The sequence below is a fragment of the Brevibacillus sp. NPDC003359 genome, assembly GCF_042878995.1.
GTDB lineage: Bacteria > Bacillota > Bacilli > Brevibacillales > Brevibacillaceae > Brevibacillus.
The window spans coordinates 205,454-221,746 of sequence record NZ_JBIAOR010000002.1; the positions used below are offsets into that span (position 1 = coordinate 205,454).

Consider the following 16,293-nt stretch of genomic DNA (forward strand, 5'->3'; position numbering starts at 1 on the left):
GTGAGCAAAAGATTCTACTCTCTACTGTAACACAAAGCACCTAAAAAGCGAACGTGTATTTCCATTTTAAATCCGAGCTCAAAAAGTCAACTTTTTGAACAACCTAAGAAAAAACCCGCTCCCTATAAAAGGAGCGGGTTATACGGTGTCTGTTAGTGTTTGTTCATTCCGAGTGAATCCGACACATCATGCTGCGTGTGGGCATAGTCGTCCACACCACTCTGCATGTGCTCTTTGATCTTGTTGATCTGTTGGTAATTGAGCTTATTGTGCCCCTGGTTCAACTGAACGTACAAACGCTGATGGAACTGGTCTTTGTAGCTACCTCTAGGCATGGTAGACATGGTCTAAAGACTCCTCCTTCGATCACCGTATGAAAACAGTATGGCGTAAGCGCAATGGGGTTATGATACCAAGATTTACGCTACATGAACCAGACATCTTATTGAAACGATAAGCAGTGGAGGTGTTGATTGTTGCGGAGCAAAGTCCTTATTTTTTGCATATGTCTTTTCATAATCGCTCTGTCAATGCCGCACTCTACGTATGCCAAGGGCAAGAATGGCATCACGGTCACCGTTTCGGTGTCACCTGAGTCCTCCTTCCAAACTACAATGCCCTTTCGTGATCAAAATCATTTTACGAAGCGGCTAATGGGCTCATCTACCGTGGTCGCCTCCTACAACCCGCACTGGATACGTGCTACATTGACCGTAAAAAAACGAACATATGTATATGATCATGATGGCCAGCTTTATGAAAAAGAAATGCCTCATCGCTATGTATTGGGAAATGACGTTCGCCAGCGGATTGAAGAAATGGTCAAGTCCGTAGAGGCTGTCCATTTTGCACAAGCCATCCCTTGGGAACAGGTAAAAAAAACGTTGAAACGGATGGAGTTCGGTACCGTGATTGATTTAGAGACAGGCCAACGCTTTGATGTCCAGCGAAGAGCAGGCAGTCGCCACGCCGATGTTCAACCGTTGACACGCAAGGATACACAGATCATGAAGAACATTTATCAGGGGAAATGGTCGTGGAAGCGCAGAGCCATTCTAGTAGAGGTAGACGGTACTTATTTTGCAGCATCCATGCATGGAATGCCTCATGGCGCTGGTGCGATTAAAGGAAATGAATTCCCGGGGCATTTTTGCATCCACTTTTTCGGTAGCTCCACCCATCGACGCACAGAGCCAGATCCTAGTCACAGTATGATGATACTCAAGGCTTCCGGAGCACTTGCGGCCACAATAAAAGGGGCGTCACCTGAAGAGTTGGTCGGCTTTTTCCTCACTGCTCTGCATGAGCACGACACTCATACGATGCGGATGACAACGGACGGATTCTCACTTCCAGAAGGGCTGTCCTCAATCGAATCTGTGCGATCGTCAGAAATCGTCATCCCGTCAGACGAACGCGGTCCTCTCTTGATAGAGGTTCCTGTTCGGCTCACATACATCGCCCGGGAAGGGGGAAATTTTCGGAAGACATGGCAGTTTCTTTTGCGCCGCGAAGTGCCGTGGGAACGCTGGCGAATCATTGCGGTAATGCTGAATCCGTAGCGGTTGAAACAAAAATCCCTTTCCAGTCCAATACGTGCTAGTTACACGAAAGGCTCGAAAGGGATTGTTTTTCGGTCCACCAGATTTCATCGTCCACTCCATTGGTATTCGCCATAGGTGGACAATACACTGTTATACTCTGCCAAATTCCGAATGCGTATGCCCCGTTTCAGATTTTCCCATTCCTCTTTTGGCAGACTCGCTTCCATTTTCGCAATATCAATTCGATAAAAGGTTTGCACGACATCTTGTCCAGCAGGCAGGCCATGAAACAGGGCAAGCATGCCGTCCGCCGCTATTCCGAAATGTCCATTCTCTTTGCACGTTGGCGCTATATCCTGCTCTCGCTTCATCAGGGTCATTTTGACAGGTTCTGCACGGACAATTTCCCAACCATTGTAATTGCCCATGGCGTCTGCCAGTTGATTGGTACGAACTGACACATGTTCTTCCTCTCGCACTCCACACAAATAATGGCGAGCTAAAACCAACTCGTACGACGTACCCGCGACCACGTCCACTTTGCCTGTATGGGTCAACAAGCGAGCAAGACCCGAATCGTTTCCGTCCTTTCCTACTAGTAAGATGCCGACTACGACGCCTGTGGCTAATGCAGCACCCCACGCCACGTATACCATCCACTTTTTCTTCTCAGTCACCCTGAACCCCTTCTTCATAGTCTTTTCTTCCTATTATTTCCACGAGAGAAGAGGGACATACGCGACCATTGAGGGATTGACCTTCTATTTTTTTATTTTTGTCAATACAAAAAATTAATATACTATTTCATCAAGCTATCTATCCAGCGTCCAAATCTAATGATAAACTATTTTTGCTTGGCATTATTGTAAACTTATGGAGGTTATTTCAAACATGAAAAAAACGAACAAAAAAATGCTGACTGCTTTCCTCCTCAGCACTTCTTTGGTTGTTGGCGCACTCTCTTTTCCTCTTACTCCTGTAAGCGCGCAAACAGATTCTGTCCTCAAGCTCCGCCTGTTGGAAACGACAGATATCCACACTAACATCGTTAACTATGACTACTATCAAGACAAAAACACAGACGAGTTCGGCCTCGCAAAAACAGCTACATTGGTTAAAAAAGCAAGAGAAGAAGTGAAAAACAGCATCCTGATTGACAACGGTGACTTGTTGCAAGGAAACCCATTGGGCGACTATGTAGCAAAAATTGATCCGTTGAAAGCTGGCGAGACTCACCCTGCTTATAAAGCAATGAACATGATGGACTACGATGTTGCCAACATCGGTAACCACGAGTTCAACTTTGGTTTGGAGTTCTTGGACACTAGCTTGAAGGGTGCGAAATTCCCTTACATAAACTCCAACGTCTATGTAGACGACAAGGACAAAAACCCGGACAATGACAAAAACATGTACACTCCTTACGAAATTCTGGAGCGCACATTTAAAGATGAGAACGGTAAAGATGTAAAACTCAAAGTGGGCGTAATCGGTTTTGTTCCGCCACAAATCATGCAGTGGGACAAGGCTAACTTGGAAGGAAAAGTAATTGCGAAGGACATCGTGGAAACCGCCAACAAATTCGTACCTGAAATGAAGAAAAAAGGTGCAGATATCATCATCGCAGTTCCTCACTCCGGAATTGGCCCTGTTGAGGGTGGTGCCCAATTGGAAAACGCTAGCTACCAGCTGAGCAAAGTAGATGGTATTGATGCGATCCTGTTCGGACACTCCCACTCCGTATTCCCTGGTCCTGGATTCGATAAAATTCCAGGCGTTGATGCAGAAAAAGGAACGATCAACGGCAAACCAGCAGTTATGCCTGGTTTCTGGGGTAATCACCTCGGCGTGATCGACCTGACGCTGAAACAAGAAAACGGAAAATGGAAAGTGGCTGAGTCCGGTACTAAAGTAGTTCCAATCTATGACAAAGCAAACAAAGCATCCTTGGCTGATGCAGACAAAGCAATCGTAGATGCAGTGAAAGAAGATCACGATAAAACGGTTGAATGGGTTCGTTCTGCTGTTGGGAAAACATCTTCCCCGATCTTCAGCTACTTTGCACTCGTGCAAGATGATCCATCTATCCAAATCGTAACCAATGCACAAAAATGGTTCGTTGAGAAAAACGTGAAGGGTACAGAATACGATGGCATTCCAGTTCTGTCTGCTGGGGCACCATTTAAAGCAGGCGGCCGTAACGGAGTAAGCTACTACTCCAATATCCCAGCTGGTACAATCGCCATCAAAAACGTATCTGACCTGTACATCTACCCGAACACATTGAAAGCTGTTCTGGTAGATGGAGCAACCGTGAAAGAATGGCTAGAGCGCTCCGCTGGACAATTCAACCAAATCGATGTGAAGAAAACCGATGAGCAAGCGCTTATCAACGAGACTTTCCCAACGTACAACTTTGACGTAATCGACGGTGTTACTTATCAAATCGATGTAACCCAACCGTCCAAATACGCAGTAGATGGAAAAGTAGCAAACAAAGATGCAAACCGCATCAAAAACCTGTCTTTCAATGGCAAACCAGTTAAATCCGAAGACAAGTTCATCGTTGTAACCAACAACTACCGTGCAAGCGGCGGCGGTGCGTTCCCAGGTCTGGATGGCAAAAACATCGTTATTGATTCTCCAGATGAAAACCGTCAAATCGTAATCGACTACATCCTGAACCAAAAAAATATCGACCCAGCAGCAGACAACAACTGGTCTTTTGCTCCAGTAGATGCGAAGCTGAACGTTACATTCACTTCTTCTCCTGACGCGAAACCATTCGCTGAAAAAATGTCCAACATCAAATTTATCAATGTGTTGGAAACTGGCTTCGCGAAATTCTCGATTGATTTGTCCAAGCCTGCTTCCAAGTAAACTGGTCAACAACACAAACATCCCTCTTTCGAGAGGGATGTTTTGTTTTATCCGACAAAATGGTAATTTCCCCAAGGAGATCGCTGGAAAATTCGTTCTCCGTCGTTTAAAAAACGTTGGCGATTCGCCATCACTTTGCCTTCCATTAGGAGCAGCTGCATGACGCCCCGCATGTGGTAGCCTGGGCGATGGCTATACAAGCCCGTTACCTCCCGCAAGAAATTATCCGGATAGCGAAGCAATTGATGAACAGCCCAAATCTGGGTGTCAGATAAATAGTTGACGTTACTATAGGCTTCCATCGCTTCCACAAATGAATCCATGCGGTACTCCTGCATCAATAGCATTCGTGACATCAATTGTACGAGGTCAACAAGCTGAAGATCATGACCTACTGTATCAAGGTCAATCAAATAGCAACTGCCTCGCTCCGTAAGCAAGAAGTTATGGCTCGCCACATCTCTGTGTGCGAGTGTGCCCCTCTCCATCGCTAAAAACATTTCTGGCGTCAAAGGTAGCTTGTAGGCAGATTGCAGCAGCTCCTTGCCATCACGAAGGACGTGATCTGCCTGTTGGGAAATGAGTTGCTCCAGTTTGCTCTGGGGTCCTTTATGTTCGATCGACCACATCAACCGCTCAAAGTATTCCAAGCGGCTCTCCCATTTATCTAAAAGAGCCGGTTTTCCTTCATACGCATACGAGTGGGCAATAGGAAAGCCCTGGGCTGCAACATGAAAACGCGCTAATGTTTCTGCTGTCTTTTTGACATCGAAAAGAGAATCGTTATCTGCTTCATGCCCATCAATCATTTTCATGATGGTGTAATGACGGTCTTCCAATGCAAAAATTTTGGACCCTTCATGATTCGCCACATATTGCACGGTTTGATGAAAGCCCTTCTCATGTAGTGCATCCGCTAACTCTGTCACCCACACAGCTTTTTCGACCTGCTTATATCCCTTGAGTATCCAGTGGCCCCGGTCTGTTTTTAACAGGTTGACGTTTCGCTTCGGTTTTACCCCGTAGATTTGACAGCGAAAAGCCTTTTCAATGGTGGATAAGATTTCTTTGTTCATCCCATACCCTCTTTAGTAAGAAGAGGATTCTTCATGCCCATCTCCCCAGTTCGGCCAAACCCCTTGTTCAGGCATGGAAGCCATACACGGGGAAGGCGGAAACATCTTGTTATTGTGAATCTCCTGTGGAGAACGATTGTACTTGCCTTTTCGGCCTTTGTACTCCGGGACTTCAGAAGAACACTCACATGATGATGACTCCACTGGTTCCGGGCACACATGCTTCTTCACTCGTGGCCGCTTTAATGGCATGGGCGGAAATGGTGGTGGGCATGGATAAGGAAACGGCATCGGTCTGACCGGTGGTGGGCACATTGGAAATGGATTGATTGGTCGAATTTGTTCTGGACTCACAATCGGTCGTCTATTTGGAAAAAACGGTCCAATCCACGGATTCCCGCACGGTGGGCAAGGCGGAAATGGCGGGCATGGTGGCGGGAACGGTGGTGGGAACGGCGGGAATGGACGCACCTGTGGCGATGGCCTGCGCTCTTGCTCTGGTCTTACTTTCGTCGATGGCTTCAGCTTCTGTTGTGGGCTCACTTTTGAAGGTGGCTTGAGCTTCTGTTGTGGACTCACCTTCGAAGGCGGCTTAAGCGGTCGCAACGGACTCACCCGTGGCGGTGGATAGTTCGGCTGCATCGGTTGCAATGGACTTACCCGTGGCGGTGGGTAGTTTGGCTGCATCGGTTGCAATGGACTTACCCGTGGCGGTGGGTAGTTTGGCTGCATCGGTTGCAATGGACTTACCCGTGGCGGATAGTTTGGCTGCATCGGTTGCAATGGACTTACCCGTGGCGGATAGTTTGGCTGCATCGGTTGTAATGGGCTTACCCGTGGCGGTGGATAATTTGGCTGTGGGCAAGGTGGGCAATATGATGGCGGTTGTGTTGGCTGTAAGGGCAAGACCTGTGTTGGCGGTCTATATGGAATGTTGGGCACATTTTGATTCGGTGGAATCGCTGGTGGATAAATATACGGGCTCACTCTGGTTGGAGATGGAGTCGGCATGAGTGGACGTATTGGAATAGGCGGAATCGGAGGCAGCACATTTGGCTTGCCTGAAATGTTCGGCGGTTTATAAGGTGTTGGTTTTTCGATCGGTTTTTCGATCGGTTTTTCAATTGGTTTTTCGATCGGTTTTTCAATTGGTTTTTCAATCGGCTTTTCAATCGGCTTTTCAATTGGTTCTGTTGGTTTTGGTATGGGCCGGGTCGGTGGAGGTGGCGGTAATGTTGGTGGTGCCGTTGGCCTGACTACTTCTGGTGAAACAGAAGGGACTGGCGGCCTCGGCTTCTCCTTTGGTGGTTTCGTAGGAATGGGAGCCGGCGAGCGAGTAGGTCTGGTCTCCTCCCTGGATTCGATTTGCACCTCTCCTGATTCTTCCGGCTCAATTGGCCGCCTCTCGATTTGTTGCGGTACCTCCATCTCTTCCTCTTCCGTAATCGGTCTTTCTTTCACATAAGGGGCCGCCTCACTCATTCGGTGGGGGGGCGTCGTTCTTTGCTGTGGTCGGACGGGAACTTGTTTCGCCGGAATCTTGATTCTCGCTCCAGGATAAATTGTATCGGGAGTTTTTAATTGACTATTAAGGCGTAACAGTTCTTTGTAATCGACGCCGTATCTTTTGGCGATCTTCCACATCGTATCGCCTTTTTGGACGATGTGTATTCTCAATGTTTTTCTCCTCCCTTGCACCAAACTCCCTAACATCGTATGCAGTCATGGGCGTTTTGCTCCTTGACGCCACTCCTTTGTTGGGAAGGAGCAAAAAAAGAAAAAAACCAATCCCTCTAGGAATTGGTCTGATGCATATAAAATGGATACGTCCCGAGCTGACGAACTTGACAACCAATGGCTTCAATCTCCGCAAACGCTCCTGGCAATAAGACGTCGTCCATCTTCTGCTCAATATCGACGACAAAATAATAGCTTCCGAGTGCTTTCTTCGTCGGACGTGATTCGATGCGAGACAAGTTGACTTTTCTCCAAGCAAAAGCAGCAAGCACTTGATACAAGGCTCCCGGGAAATCTTCCGGCAGCGTGACCAGTATTGTCGTCTTTTCCTTGCGAGAAACCGGCAGATCAAGACTTTCCTGACCGACAAGAACAAAGCGCGTGTAGTTATTCGAATAATCTTGAATTTGTTCACGCGCAAACTCCAATGGATAAATCTCTACATTTAATCGAGTACCAACAGCAGCCCACGGCTCTTCTGGATGCTCACTCACCATTTTTGCAGCCAATGCCGTACTGTTTACCGTTTCGATCGCTGCTCCTGGCAAATTCTCACGCAAAAAATTATGGCTTTGTGCAATCGCTTGGGGATGTGACAACACTCTCGTAATCGCTGACAAAGGTAACGGGTGCTCTCTTTTTGCCACCAACAAGTTTTGCGTAATGGGCAGTGCAAGCTCCGCCAAAATGGGCAGATCTACTTCGTGAATGAGCCAATCCAATGTGGAATTGACTGTTCCTTCAATGGAGTTTTCCATCGGTACGACACCGAATGCCACTTCATTTTTGGAAACAGCGTCTAGTACTTCAATAATACTTGGGTACGAAACGAAAGATAGCTTTTGTCCGAGCGACAATATTCTCGCTGCTTCTTCGGTGAACGTTCCACGCGGTCCTAGAAAAGCAAGTTTCTTCTCCATGGCTACTCCTATCCACTATGCTCTATCTCTGATGGATTTCTACCTGTACGCCATTTTCGTCCGGTTGCAAGATCATCACGCGGTACGAGATGTCGTGTCCTTTCATCACTCTGTCCACAAATGCACGCAGCTTCTCTAATTCTTCATCCGAAGAGAAAAAGCAGAGGATCGTCGGTCCAGCACCGCTCAAAGCAGCCCCCAGTGCGCCGTGTTCAGTCGCTTTGTCCAGGATTTCGTTCAAGCCAGGTACAAGCTTTGCTCGATACGGCTGATGCAGCCGATCAGACATTGCCCGCCCCATCAGGTCTAGTCTGCCATGTGCCAGTGCAGCAACTAGCAAACTACTATGACCCACATTATATACAACATCCTCTCTGCTGTACACCTGCGGCAAGACGTTCCGCGCTTTTTCTGTCGAGAGCATGAATTCTGGGATCACGACGAGCGTCTGCAATCCTGCAGGAGCAGAAAACCGCACATAAGGAATAGGTTCACCTGGTACTTCCGGCATCGTCGCCACAATGATACCGCCAAACATCGAAGCTCCTGCATTATCCGGATGCCCTTCCAGGCGTGTTGCCTTTTCAAACAACTGTTCACGAGTAAATGGTTCGCCAGCGAGATGGTTGGCCGCTACGAGTGCACCTACAATCGCAGCGGCACTGCTCCCCAATCCCCTCGTCAGGGGAGCGTCACTTGAAGCACGGATCGCGAGCTCAGGAGTAGCGAGACCCGCTTCCTGAAACAACCCCGCCGCAACTTTGTAGAGAAGATTGTTTTTGTCCGTCGGTGTTCCTTGCAGTTCCTCACCGATCATCTCAACTGTCGTATGCTCACTGATTTCCATGTCGACGACAGAATACAATTGGAAAGCCATTCCCAGCGCATCGAATCCCGGTCCCAGATTCGCTGTCGTTGCCGGTATAGTTACTTTTACACGTCGTCCATTCATGATACAAATTCTCTCCCACTTTGACGAACCAGTTCCATCACAGCTTCATGTGTCGCCGGAACAGAACGCGGCTCTTCACCTACTAGCTTCAACGCGATATTTGGATCTTTCAGTCCGTTTCCAGTCAGTACGCACACGATCTGACTGCCGGGTTGAAGCCTTCCAGCCTCATGCAGTTTGATAATGCCAGCCAGCGATGCTGCCGAGGCAGGCTCACAAAACACCCCTTCACTCTTGGCCAACAAATGGTAGGCGTGCAATATTTCTTCGTCCGTCACACTATCGACGAGACCGCTTGATTTCGAAATGGCATTCAAAGCGCCATCCTTGCTCGCTGGGTTGCCGATGCGAATAGCGGTCGCAATCGTTTCAGGGTTGGCTACTGGTTCGCCATGAACCAACGGAGCTGCACCCGCTGCCTGGAATCCGTACATCTTAGGCAAACGACTCGATTTTTTGGCTGCGAAATATTCCTCGAAGCCCTTCCAGTATGCTGTAATGTTGCCTGCGTTGCCAACTGGAATTGCCAAAATGTCAGGTGCGTCTGAAAGCGCATCGCACACTTCAAATGCCGCGGTCTTCTGTCCTTCGATCCGGTAAGGGTTCACGGAATTCACCAGTGTAATCGGCTCTTTCGCTGTGATTTCGCGAACGATATCCAGTGCTTCATCAAAATTGCCGTCAATCGCGATGACTTCAGCGCCGTAGGCGATAGCCTGTGCCAGCTTGCCCAGCGCGATATTGCCATTCGGGATCAGGACGATGCAACGCAATCCTGAGCGTGCTGCATACGCCGCAGCCGCTGCTGATGTATTCCCCGTCGAAGCGCACATGATCGTGCTGCTTCCCTCTTCTACCGCTTTGGCTACAGCCATGACCATTCCTCTATCTTTGAAAGAGCCTGTCGGATTGAGCCCCTCGTACTTGACGTACAGCTCCACCCCAAATTGTTTGGATAGGTTCGGAGCATGGATCAGGGGAGTGTTTCCTTCATGCAAACTGATCAGTGGAGTTTTTTCTGAAATCGGGAGAAATTCCCGGTAATGTGCCAGGATGCCAGACTGTCGATTAGAACCCATTATTTGTCTCCCCCTTCTACACGGTAGCAGCTCTGCACAGTTGATACGATATCCATCTGTTCCATGTAAGCCAGTACCGCATCCATGTCACTTTTTGAGGACATGTGTGTGATCATGATAATCTCCGCTTCACGTCCGTTGTTAAACGGTTGTTGGATGACCTGCTCAAGGGAAATATTTTTGTCAGCCAAAAGCTGTGTAATTTGAGCAAGAACACCGCGTTTATCTGCAACTACGATGCGGAGGAAGTATTTAGAGAATTTTTCGCTGTCTTCTTTCAATACTTTTTCTTTGTATGGTGCAACCATTCCGCGTCCATTCACTCCTAGCTTTCTGTTTTTGACGACAGTAACCAGGTCAGACACAACGGCGGTAGCAGTCGGCAATTCACCTGCGCCCGGCCCGTAAAACATGGTTTCTCCTACTGCTTCCCCATGTACGTACACGGCATTAAAGACGCCATTTACGGAAGCGAGTGGATGGGATTTCGGAACCAGAGTCGGCTGCACACTTACCTCAATCGCCTCTTCGTCACGACGAGCCAGTCCGAGCAGCTTGATTTCATAGCCCAGTTGCTTGCCATAGGCGATATCTTCCTTACTCACGGAACTAATCCCTTTTACGTCCACATCTTCGAGCTTCATCGGTACACGGAAGCCCAGCGTTGCCAGAATCGCCATTTTGCGGGCGGCATCAAAGCCCTCCACATCGGAGGTAGGGTCTTGCTCCGCATAGCCTAGCGCTTGCGCTTCTTTCAATACCTCGCTATACTCCGCGCCCTCCTGACTCATTTTGGTCATGATGTAATTGGTCGTCCCGTTGACGATTCCCATCATTTTTGCGATACGGTCTGAGGAGAACCCTTCTACTAACGCGCGTAAAATCGGTATTCCACCTGCCACGCTTGCCTCGTAGAAAACGTCACAGCCCTTTTCTTGTGCCTTCTCTAAAATTTCGGCGCCGTGCAAAGCCATCAGATCTTTGTTGGCTGTTACTACGTGCTTGCCTCGTTCGAGTGCACCCAAAATATATTCCTTTGCAGGGTGAATTCCGCCAATCACTTCTACGATGACTTCAATTTCTGGATCATCCAAAAGACTAGCTGGATTAGTGGTCAGTGCGCTCTCCATCAATGGAATATTGCGAGATTTTTCTGCGTCCTTAACGAGAATCCGGGAAATCTCAATACTGAGGCCGGTTTGCTTTTGCAAATCCTCCTGATGCGCTTGAATAATGCGCACTACACCAGTTCCGACTGTCCCAAAACCCATTAATCCCAATTTAATGCTCTGCTTCTCCATGTCTCTCTCCCCTGCCTTTTCTTTGATTATTATTTTGCTTAGCCTCTACCGACGATCATCGCTTTGCGAACGCCTGGGATCTGCTGCAGGCCATCCAAAAACTCTGTGCTAGATACGCGGAGATTAGCCATATCGACTGACATGGATATGGTAGCAATCCCTTGTAGTGGTATCGTCTGATTGATGGTCAATACGTTTCCACCTTGATCTGCTACATATGTGAGCACTTTGGACAAGTAACCTGACATGTGATCCAAAGAGAAAGTAAACGTCATAATTTTTTCGCTCATCATTGCGTTGAACGGAAAAATGCCATCTTTGTATTTATAAAAAGCACTGCGGCTCAATCCCACCCGTTCAACCGCTTCATTCACGGTATCCACTTCGCCGGATTCAAGCATCTTCTTGGCTTCAATCGTTTTGGCAATTGATTCTGGCAGGATGTCAGATCGAATCAAGTAGAATTTTTCTTCCTTTTTCATGCCTTGTGTCCTCCTGAGAAAAACAGTTGTTTCTTTATAGAGGACATTATAACGGAAAGCACGTAATGTGACAATCCTTATCCATCACTTTTTTTCATCGGATCATATTTGGTTTACTTTGATTACATGAGGGGGAGCTTCTTCGCGCACAATAATGCGTATCGTATGGAGGAGGTGAAAGGCAAATGGCCGGACGTGGAAAGTCAGATAAATCGGAGCGCCGTAATAATCACCCAGCTGGTAAGCCAAGCAGTCTCGAACAGTTTGGCAATGACACTCGAGGCAAAAAGATGGCACAATCCCCAAACGTGATTGAAGATCCTAGCGGAAACGGATAAACAAGCACAAAAAACCCGGGACATCATGATCCCGGGTTTTCCTGATTCGATTAGTATGCCAAAGAGGACAGACCGTTAATATGAGTCAAGTAGCGAACGTTACTCGCTTCTTTCATCAAGGTTGCAGGCAAGCCTTTCAGCTTCAGTTGGCTTGCACCAATTGTTCCGATCGCGTCTTTACGGCCGAGGCTACCCAGTGTACCGGAGAAAACCGGTTTGAAGGTATCCATTTTGGTGCCGTTGAAGTGTGCGAAGAGATTGTGACCCACTACTTCACCCATTTGCCAAGCCAATTGCGCAGTTGGAGGGAATGGACGACCTTCTGGCCCCATTACTACCGCACTGTCACCTGCGAGGAATACATCAGGGTGAGAAGTGGATTGCAGGAATTCTGTAACAGTTGCACGCCCGCGATTTACTTCCACGCCGCACTCTGCTACTACGCGATTTCCTTGTACGCCACCTGTCCATACCATTGTTTTGGTTTCAATGGTACCGCCATCTTTTAAGCAAACCGTGGTTTCTTTCATTTCCGTTACAGGTACGCCTGTCAGGAACTGAACGCCACGTTTTTCCAAGCTCGTTTTCGCACGCTCAACCAAGTCAGGAGCAAAACCAGCCAAAATGGATGGACCTGCTTCTACGCAGTAGATGGATACGTCTGCAAAGTCTACGCCGTGTTTGTGGCACAGATTTGGCAGCATATCAGCGAATTCCCCAACAAGCTCGATACCTGTCAGACCGCCACCACCTACAACGAAGGAAGCATCTGCTTTATTCTTGCTCGTCTTGTATTCAATCACGCGCTCTTCGAGGTGTGCACGCAGACGATTTGCTTCCTCTACAGACTTCAGTGTGAAGCTGTACTCTTGCAGACCTGGGATTCCGAAGAATGCTGTTTCGCTACCCAGCGCAATCACCAATGCATCATATTTGATGGACTCGCCGCTCGCCAGTGTTACGCGTTGGGAATCGAGACCAATATTTTCTACCGCGTCTACTACGAGGTTAATATCTTTGCCACGCAGCAATCTTTCCAGAGGGAGCGCCACGTTTTGTTCAGACAGGTTTCCTACTGCCAAGCGGTGCAGTTCCGTAATGATTTGGTGAGTAGGAAAACGGTTTACCACCGTGATCGACGCTTCTTCAGCCGTCATGTATTTACGTGCAGTCAATGCGCTGAGCAAACCGCCATAACCGCCGCCTAGAATCAGAATATGCTTCGCCATGCCCAATCCTCCGTCCTTGTCTTACATTCCATAATGAAAAAACTAGCGTTTTTGTTGTTGACGTTCTGCCGACACTTCCAAGAATGCTTGTGCGAAACGCAATGTTTTTTGTACTTGCGGATCTTTGAGCATTTTGAGAATACCGAACAAACCGATAGTAGACTCTTCTACATGAACACGGTCATTGGCTTCAATGGCTGCTTGCGCAATACCTTTCGCTTTATCAGAGATCGGTTTTACGAACTCTTCCATTCCGCCTTTGATGTCGTCGATCAATACGTGATCATTTGCTACCGTTTGTACCAAATCATACGTTTTGGTCAAAAGAGTTGTCAGTTCCGCCAATTTAGGCAGGTTCGCCACCAATACGTTAAGTGACTCTTGGATTTCTGGTTTCATCAACTGATCGAGTACATCTTGTTGTTGCGCTGGCGCCAGAGTAGCAGTGCTTGCTACTTCAGCAGCAGCTTGAGCTTGTTGCGTAGTTGTTTGAGACATAAAAAAAACGTCCTCCTTTGCTTTGGAATAGAGGCCTTTTCATTCTCGATGCCTGTTCATACGAGTAACGGCCGCTATTCTCCCTGAAAATCCAGAAATAAAAATTACTTGTAACATTTTTCACAAAGTTAAGCAAACAACGGATTCGAATAATCAAAAGTGAATGATTTCACAAGAATTTATTCAGATGAAAGCGTACACAACAAATCCATTAAGTGAACAGGCTCGATTTAGAACTCTATGTACTCTACTATATACCTTCTTCACAGGAACATCAAAGGAAAAAAACCGCTTCCTTAGGAAGAAGCGGTAGTTGAGAGCTTTTTATAGTAATCTTTGATGAGTTCATGGTGCTTTTCATTGATATCCGTAAAGATTAATTCAATGATTGATTGTTTGTCTTGAAACGTTTTTTCCACGATTTTCGCCATCATGACGATCTCCTGCGCTTGCTTCGGTATCTTAAAAGACAAGTGGAGAAAATCGCCCTTCGACACATAACCGTCCGTTCCCAAAACAAGACGGGTAGGAGAGAATTTCAGCAGCACTGCCTCGCCTTTTTCTTCGATCGGTCTAGCTCCCATCACCTTGTAAGGGACAGAAATACCGAGATCTGGGGAGATGGGATCCTGCTTGCGCTTTGGTGAAATTTCTACCCCTACACTAATCGGAATCATCCCTAAAAGCTTGATTGGCCAAAGCGTTTGCTCCGAAACCACTTCCAAATCAATTGTGTTCACTGCCGAATCCGTTTCCCAACGAATGCGTACAGTTGATCCGAGGAGCTCTGCTTTCGTTTCAAGCTTCATCTCATAGGAAGCTACGAGATAACTGCCCTTTACATGTTCGACCAAAACTTGGACAGGTGTCTTCACCTGTTTGGAGATGATTAGCGGTAGCGTCGCACCGCGTTGGAGTCGTTTATCCCCCATAAAGGGGTTCAGTGATGGGACATCAATCATGGTTTTTGTCACTCCACAAAGTCAAACTCTAATTTGCCGATCCGGACGGTATCCCCGTCTTTTGCTCCAAGCTTACGCAGAGCATCATCTACACCCATACTGCGCATTTGTCTTGCAAAACGCTGGGCTGCATCATAGCTGTTCAGATTGGTCATGCGTACGAGCTTCTCAATCGTCTCGCCGCTGACGACAAACACTTCGCTATCACGCGTAATTTCGAATGCCTCTGGTTCTTTTTCTGCTCGGAAGACAACGCGCTCTTCCACTTCGGCAACTTCCTCGACAGCAGGCTTGTCCGGAATCGTCGCCAAGGTATCCCCAATCGCATACATCAATCCTTGTACGCCTTGACTGGTTGCAGCGGAAATCTCGTACACCTTCACATCTGGAGCCTTTTCCTTGAAAATACGCAGGTTTTCCTCTGCTTCTGGCAGTTCCATTTTGTTCGCGACTACAATTTGCGGACGATCTTCGAGCTTCAGGTTATACATAGTCAGCTCTCGGTTGATCTGCAAATAATCCTCGTACGGATCGCGTCCATCTACCGCTGCCATATCAATCACATGGACGATCAAGCGCGTACGCTCTACGTGACGCAGGAATTGGTGACCAAGACCCACACCTTCATGCGCGCCTTCAATCAATCCTGGCAAGTCAGCCATCACGAAGCTCTGCTCGCCCAAGTCCACAACACCCAGATTAGGTGTCAGTGTTGTAAAGTGGTACGCAGCGATTTTTGGCTTCGCCGCTGTTACACTGGACAACAACGTGGATTTTCCGACACTCGGATAGCCAACCAAGCCCACATCAGCAATCAACTTGAGCTCCATGACAATATAACGCTCTTGACCTGGCTCTCCGTTCTCCGAGATGTGTGGGGCTGGATTCGAAGAGTTGGCAAAACGAATATTGCCTCGTCCACCACGTCCGCCTTTTGCGATCACAGCACGTTGTCCCTGCTCCACGAGATCGACAATCACTTCTTTGGTATCATCATCAATGACAGTTGTTCCCGGTGGCACGCGCACGACCATATCTTCCGCGCCTGCTCCGTGCTGAGATTTGTTGCGCCCATGCTCTCCGCGAGGTGCTTTGAAATGTCGTTGATAGCGGAAATCTACCAGTGTGCGCAGACCTTCATCCACGACAAACACGACATCTCCACCTAGACCGCCATCTCCACCTGCTGGACCTCCCAGCGGTACGTACTTCTCCCGGCGAAAGGAAACGGCTCCGTTACCACCGTCCCCGCCTTTTACATATACTTTTACCTGATCGACAAACATGGTGTCACC

16 protein-coding genes are annotated in these 16,293 nt (G+C 47.9%); 3 read left to right on the top strand and 13 right to left on the bottom strand.

The window, feature by feature from the left end:
* Positions 1-152 precede the first annotated feature (152 nt).
* A complete protein-coding gene (locus tag ACFYU8_RS10590) occupies positions 153-344 on the bottom strand; it encodes a hypothetical protein (protein WP_390297953.1) in 192 nt (63 codons plus the stop codon).
* A 132-nt stretch (positions 345-476) separates the two neighbouring features.
* On the opposite strand from ACFYU8_RS10590, the gene ACFYU8_RS10595 reads away from it, so the two are divergent.
* Entirely contained in the window at positions 477-1,562 is a 1,086-nt protein-coding gene (locus ACFYU8_RS10595; RefSeq protein WP_390297956.1) for a hypothetical protein, read from the top strand.
* Between the two features lie 86 nt (positions 1,563-1,648).
* On the opposite strand, the gene ACFYU8_RS10600 is transcribed toward ACFYU8_RS10595, so the two are convergent.
* The gene (locus ACFYU8_RS10600; RefSeq protein ID WP_390297959.1) at positions 1,649-2,239 is read right to left on the bottom strand and encodes a BofC C-terminal domain-containing protein; all 591 of its coding nucleotides are present in this window, start codon (positions 2,237-2,239) and stop codon (positions 1,649-1,651) included.
* Positions 2,240-2,435: 196 nt separating this feature from the next.
* Between ACFYU8_RS10600 and ACFYU8_RS10605 the strand changes: the two genes are divergently transcribed.
* A complete protein-coding gene (locus ACFYU8_RS10605) occupies positions 2,436-4,424 on the top strand; it encodes a bifunctional 2',3'-cyclic-nucleotide 2'-phosphodiesterase/3'-nucleotidase (RefSeq protein ID WP_390297962.1) in 1,989 nt (662 codons plus the stop codon).
* Positions 4,425-4,471: 47 nt separating this feature from the next.
* Here the strand turns inward: ACFYU8_RS10605 and ACFYU8_RS10610 are convergent, their stop codons facing one another.
* The 7 genes from ACFYU8_RS10610 to ACFYU8_RS10640 form a co-directional block, all read right to left on the bottom strand.
* The gene (locus ACFYU8_RS10610) at positions 4,472-5,500 is read right to left on the bottom strand and encodes a phosphotransferase (RefSeq protein ID WP_390297965.1); all 1,029 of its coding nucleotides are present in this window, start codon (positions 5,498-5,500) and stop codon (positions 4,472-4,474) included.
* Between the two features lie 12 nt (positions 5,501-5,512).
* On the bottom strand, positions 5,513-7,177 hold the full coding sequence (locus ACFYU8_RS10615) for a LysM peptidoglycan-binding domain-containing protein (RefSeq protein ID WP_390297968.1): 1,665 nt from the start codon (positions 7,175-7,177) through the stop codon (positions 5,513-5,515).
* A 116-nt stretch (positions 7,178-7,293) separates the two neighbouring features.
* A complete protein-coding gene (pheA, locus tag ACFYU8_RS10620) occupies positions 7,294-8,157 on the bottom strand; it encodes a prephenate dehydratase (protein WP_390297971.1) in 864 nt (287 codons plus the stop codon).
* A 22-nt stretch (positions 8,158-8,179) separates the two neighbouring features.
* On the bottom strand, positions 8,180-9,109 hold the full coding sequence (gene thrB, locus ACFYU8_RS10625) for a homoserine kinase (RefSeq protein WP_390297974.1): 930 nt from the start codon (positions 9,107-9,109) through the stop codon (positions 8,180-8,182).
* The gene (gene thrC / locus ACFYU8_RS10630) at positions 9,106-10,188 is read right to left on the bottom strand and encodes a threonine synthase (protein WP_390297977.1); all 1,083 of its coding nucleotides are present in this window, start codon (positions 10,186-10,188) and stop codon (positions 9,106-9,108) included. Before thrC ends, thrB begins: the two co-directional genes overlap by 4 nt.
* Positions 10,188-11,489 (bottom strand): homoserine dehydrogenase, encoded by a 1,302-nt coding sequence (locus ACFYU8_RS10635; RefSeq protein WP_390297980.1) that lies wholly within the window; start codon positions 11,487-11,489, stop codon positions 10,188-10,190. Before ACFYU8_RS10635 ends, thrC begins: the two co-directional genes overlap by 1 nt.
* 38 nt (positions 11,490-11,527) lie before the next feature.
* On the bottom strand, positions 11,528-11,971 hold the full coding sequence (locus ACFYU8_RS10640) for an ACT domain-containing protein (protein ID WP_390297983.1): 444 nt from the start codon (positions 11,969-11,971) through the stop codon (positions 11,528-11,530).
* A gap of 185 nt (positions 11,972-12,156) precedes the next feature.
* Between ACFYU8_RS10640 and ACFYU8_RS10645 the strand changes: the two genes are divergently transcribed.
* Positions 12,157-12,309 (top strand): hypothetical protein, encoded by a 153-nt coding sequence (locus ACFYU8_RS10645; RefSeq protein ID WP_167402472.1) that lies wholly within the window; start codon positions 12,157-12,159, stop codon positions 12,307-12,309.
* Positions 12,310-12,359: 50 nt separating this feature from the next.
* Here ACFYU8_RS10645 and ACFYU8_RS10650 read toward each other — a convergent pair whose 3' ends face one another.
* From ACFYU8_RS10650 to obgE, 4 genes are all read right to left on the bottom strand, one after another.
* Positions 12,360-13,538 (bottom strand): NAD(P)/FAD-dependent oxidoreductase, encoded by a 1,179-nt coding sequence (locus ACFYU8_RS10650; RefSeq protein WP_390297987.1) that lies wholly within the window; start codon positions 13,536-13,538, stop codon positions 12,360-12,362.
* 42 nt (positions 13,539-13,580) lie between these two features.
* A complete protein-coding gene (locus ACFYU8_RS10655) occupies positions 13,581-14,036 on the bottom strand; it encodes a helical membrane plugin domain-containing protein (protein WP_007728644.1) in 456 nt (151 codons plus the stop codon).
* Positions 14,037-14,332: 296 nt separating this feature from the next.
* Positions 14,333-14,998: a PilZ domain-containing protein gene (locus tag ACFYU8_RS10660; protein WP_390297990.1), complete on the bottom strand. Its 666-nt coding sequence runs from the start codon at positions 14,996-14,998 to the stop codon at positions 14,333-14,335.
* Between the two features lie 8 nt (positions 14,999-15,006).
* Positions 15,007-16,284, bottom strand: coding sequence for a GTPase ObgE (gene obgE, locus ACFYU8_RS10665; protein WP_390297993.1), 1,278 nt, complete (start codon positions 16,282-16,284; stop codon positions 15,007-15,009).
* Positions 16,285-16,293 lie beyond the last annotated feature (9 nt).

Bases quoted from the DNA above. Each gene is read 5' to 3' on its own strand.
- ACFYU8_RS10590 (WP_390297953.1), bottom strand. From the start codon at position 344: ATGTCTACCATGCCTAGAGGTAGCTACAAAGACCAGTTCCATCAGCGT.
- ACFYU8_RS10600 (WP_390297959.1), bottom strand. From the start codon at position 2,239: ATGAAGAAGGGGTTCAGGGTGACTGAGAAGAAAAAGTGGATGGTATAC.
- ACFYU8_RS10605 (WP_390297962.1), top strand. From the start codon at position 2,436: ATGAAAAAAACGAACAAAAAAATGCTGACTGCTTTCCTCCTCAGCACT.
- ACFYU8_RS10610 (WP_390297965.1), bottom strand. From the start codon at position 5,500: ATGAACAAAGAAATCTTATCCACCATTGAAAAGGCTTTTCGCTGTCAA.
- pheA (WP_390297971.1), bottom strand. From the start codon at position 8,157: ATGGAGAAGAAACTTGCTTTTCTAGGACCGCGTGGAACGTTCACCGAA.
- thrB (WP_390297974.1), bottom strand. From the start codon at position 9,109: ATGAATGGACGACGTGTAAAAGTAACTATACCGGCAACGACAGCGAAT.
- thrC (WP_390297977.1), bottom strand. From the start codon at position 10,188: ATGGGTTCTAATCGACAGTCTGGCATCCTGGCACATTACCGGGAATTT.
- ACFYU8_RS10635 (WP_390297980.1), bottom strand. From the start codon at position 11,489: ATGGAGAAGCAGAGCATTAAATTGGGATTAATGGGTTTTGGGACAGTC.
- ACFYU8_RS10640 (WP_390297983.1), bottom strand. From the start codon at position 11,971: ATGAAAAAGGAAGAAAAATTCTACTTGATTCGATCTGACATCCTGCCA.
- ACFYU8_RS10645 (WP_167402472.1), top strand. From the start codon at position 12,157: ATGGCCGGACGTGGAAAGTCAGATAAATCGGAGCGCCGTAATAATCAC.
- ACFYU8_RS10650 (WP_390297987.1), bottom strand. From the start codon at position 13,538: ATGGCGAAGCATATTCTGATTCTAGGCGGCGGTTATGGCGGTTTGCTC.
- ACFYU8_RS10655 (WP_007728644.1), bottom strand. From the start codon at position 14,036: ATGTCTCAAACAACTACGCAACAAGCTCAAGCTGCTGCTGAAGTAGCA.
- ACFYU8_RS10660 (WP_390297990.1), bottom strand. From the start codon at position 14,998: ATGATTGATGTCCCATCACTGAACCCCTTTATGGGGGATAAACGACTC.
- obgE (WP_390297993.1), bottom strand. From the start codon at position 16,284: ATGTTTGTCGATCAGGTAAAAGTATATGTAAAAGGCGGGGACGGTGGT.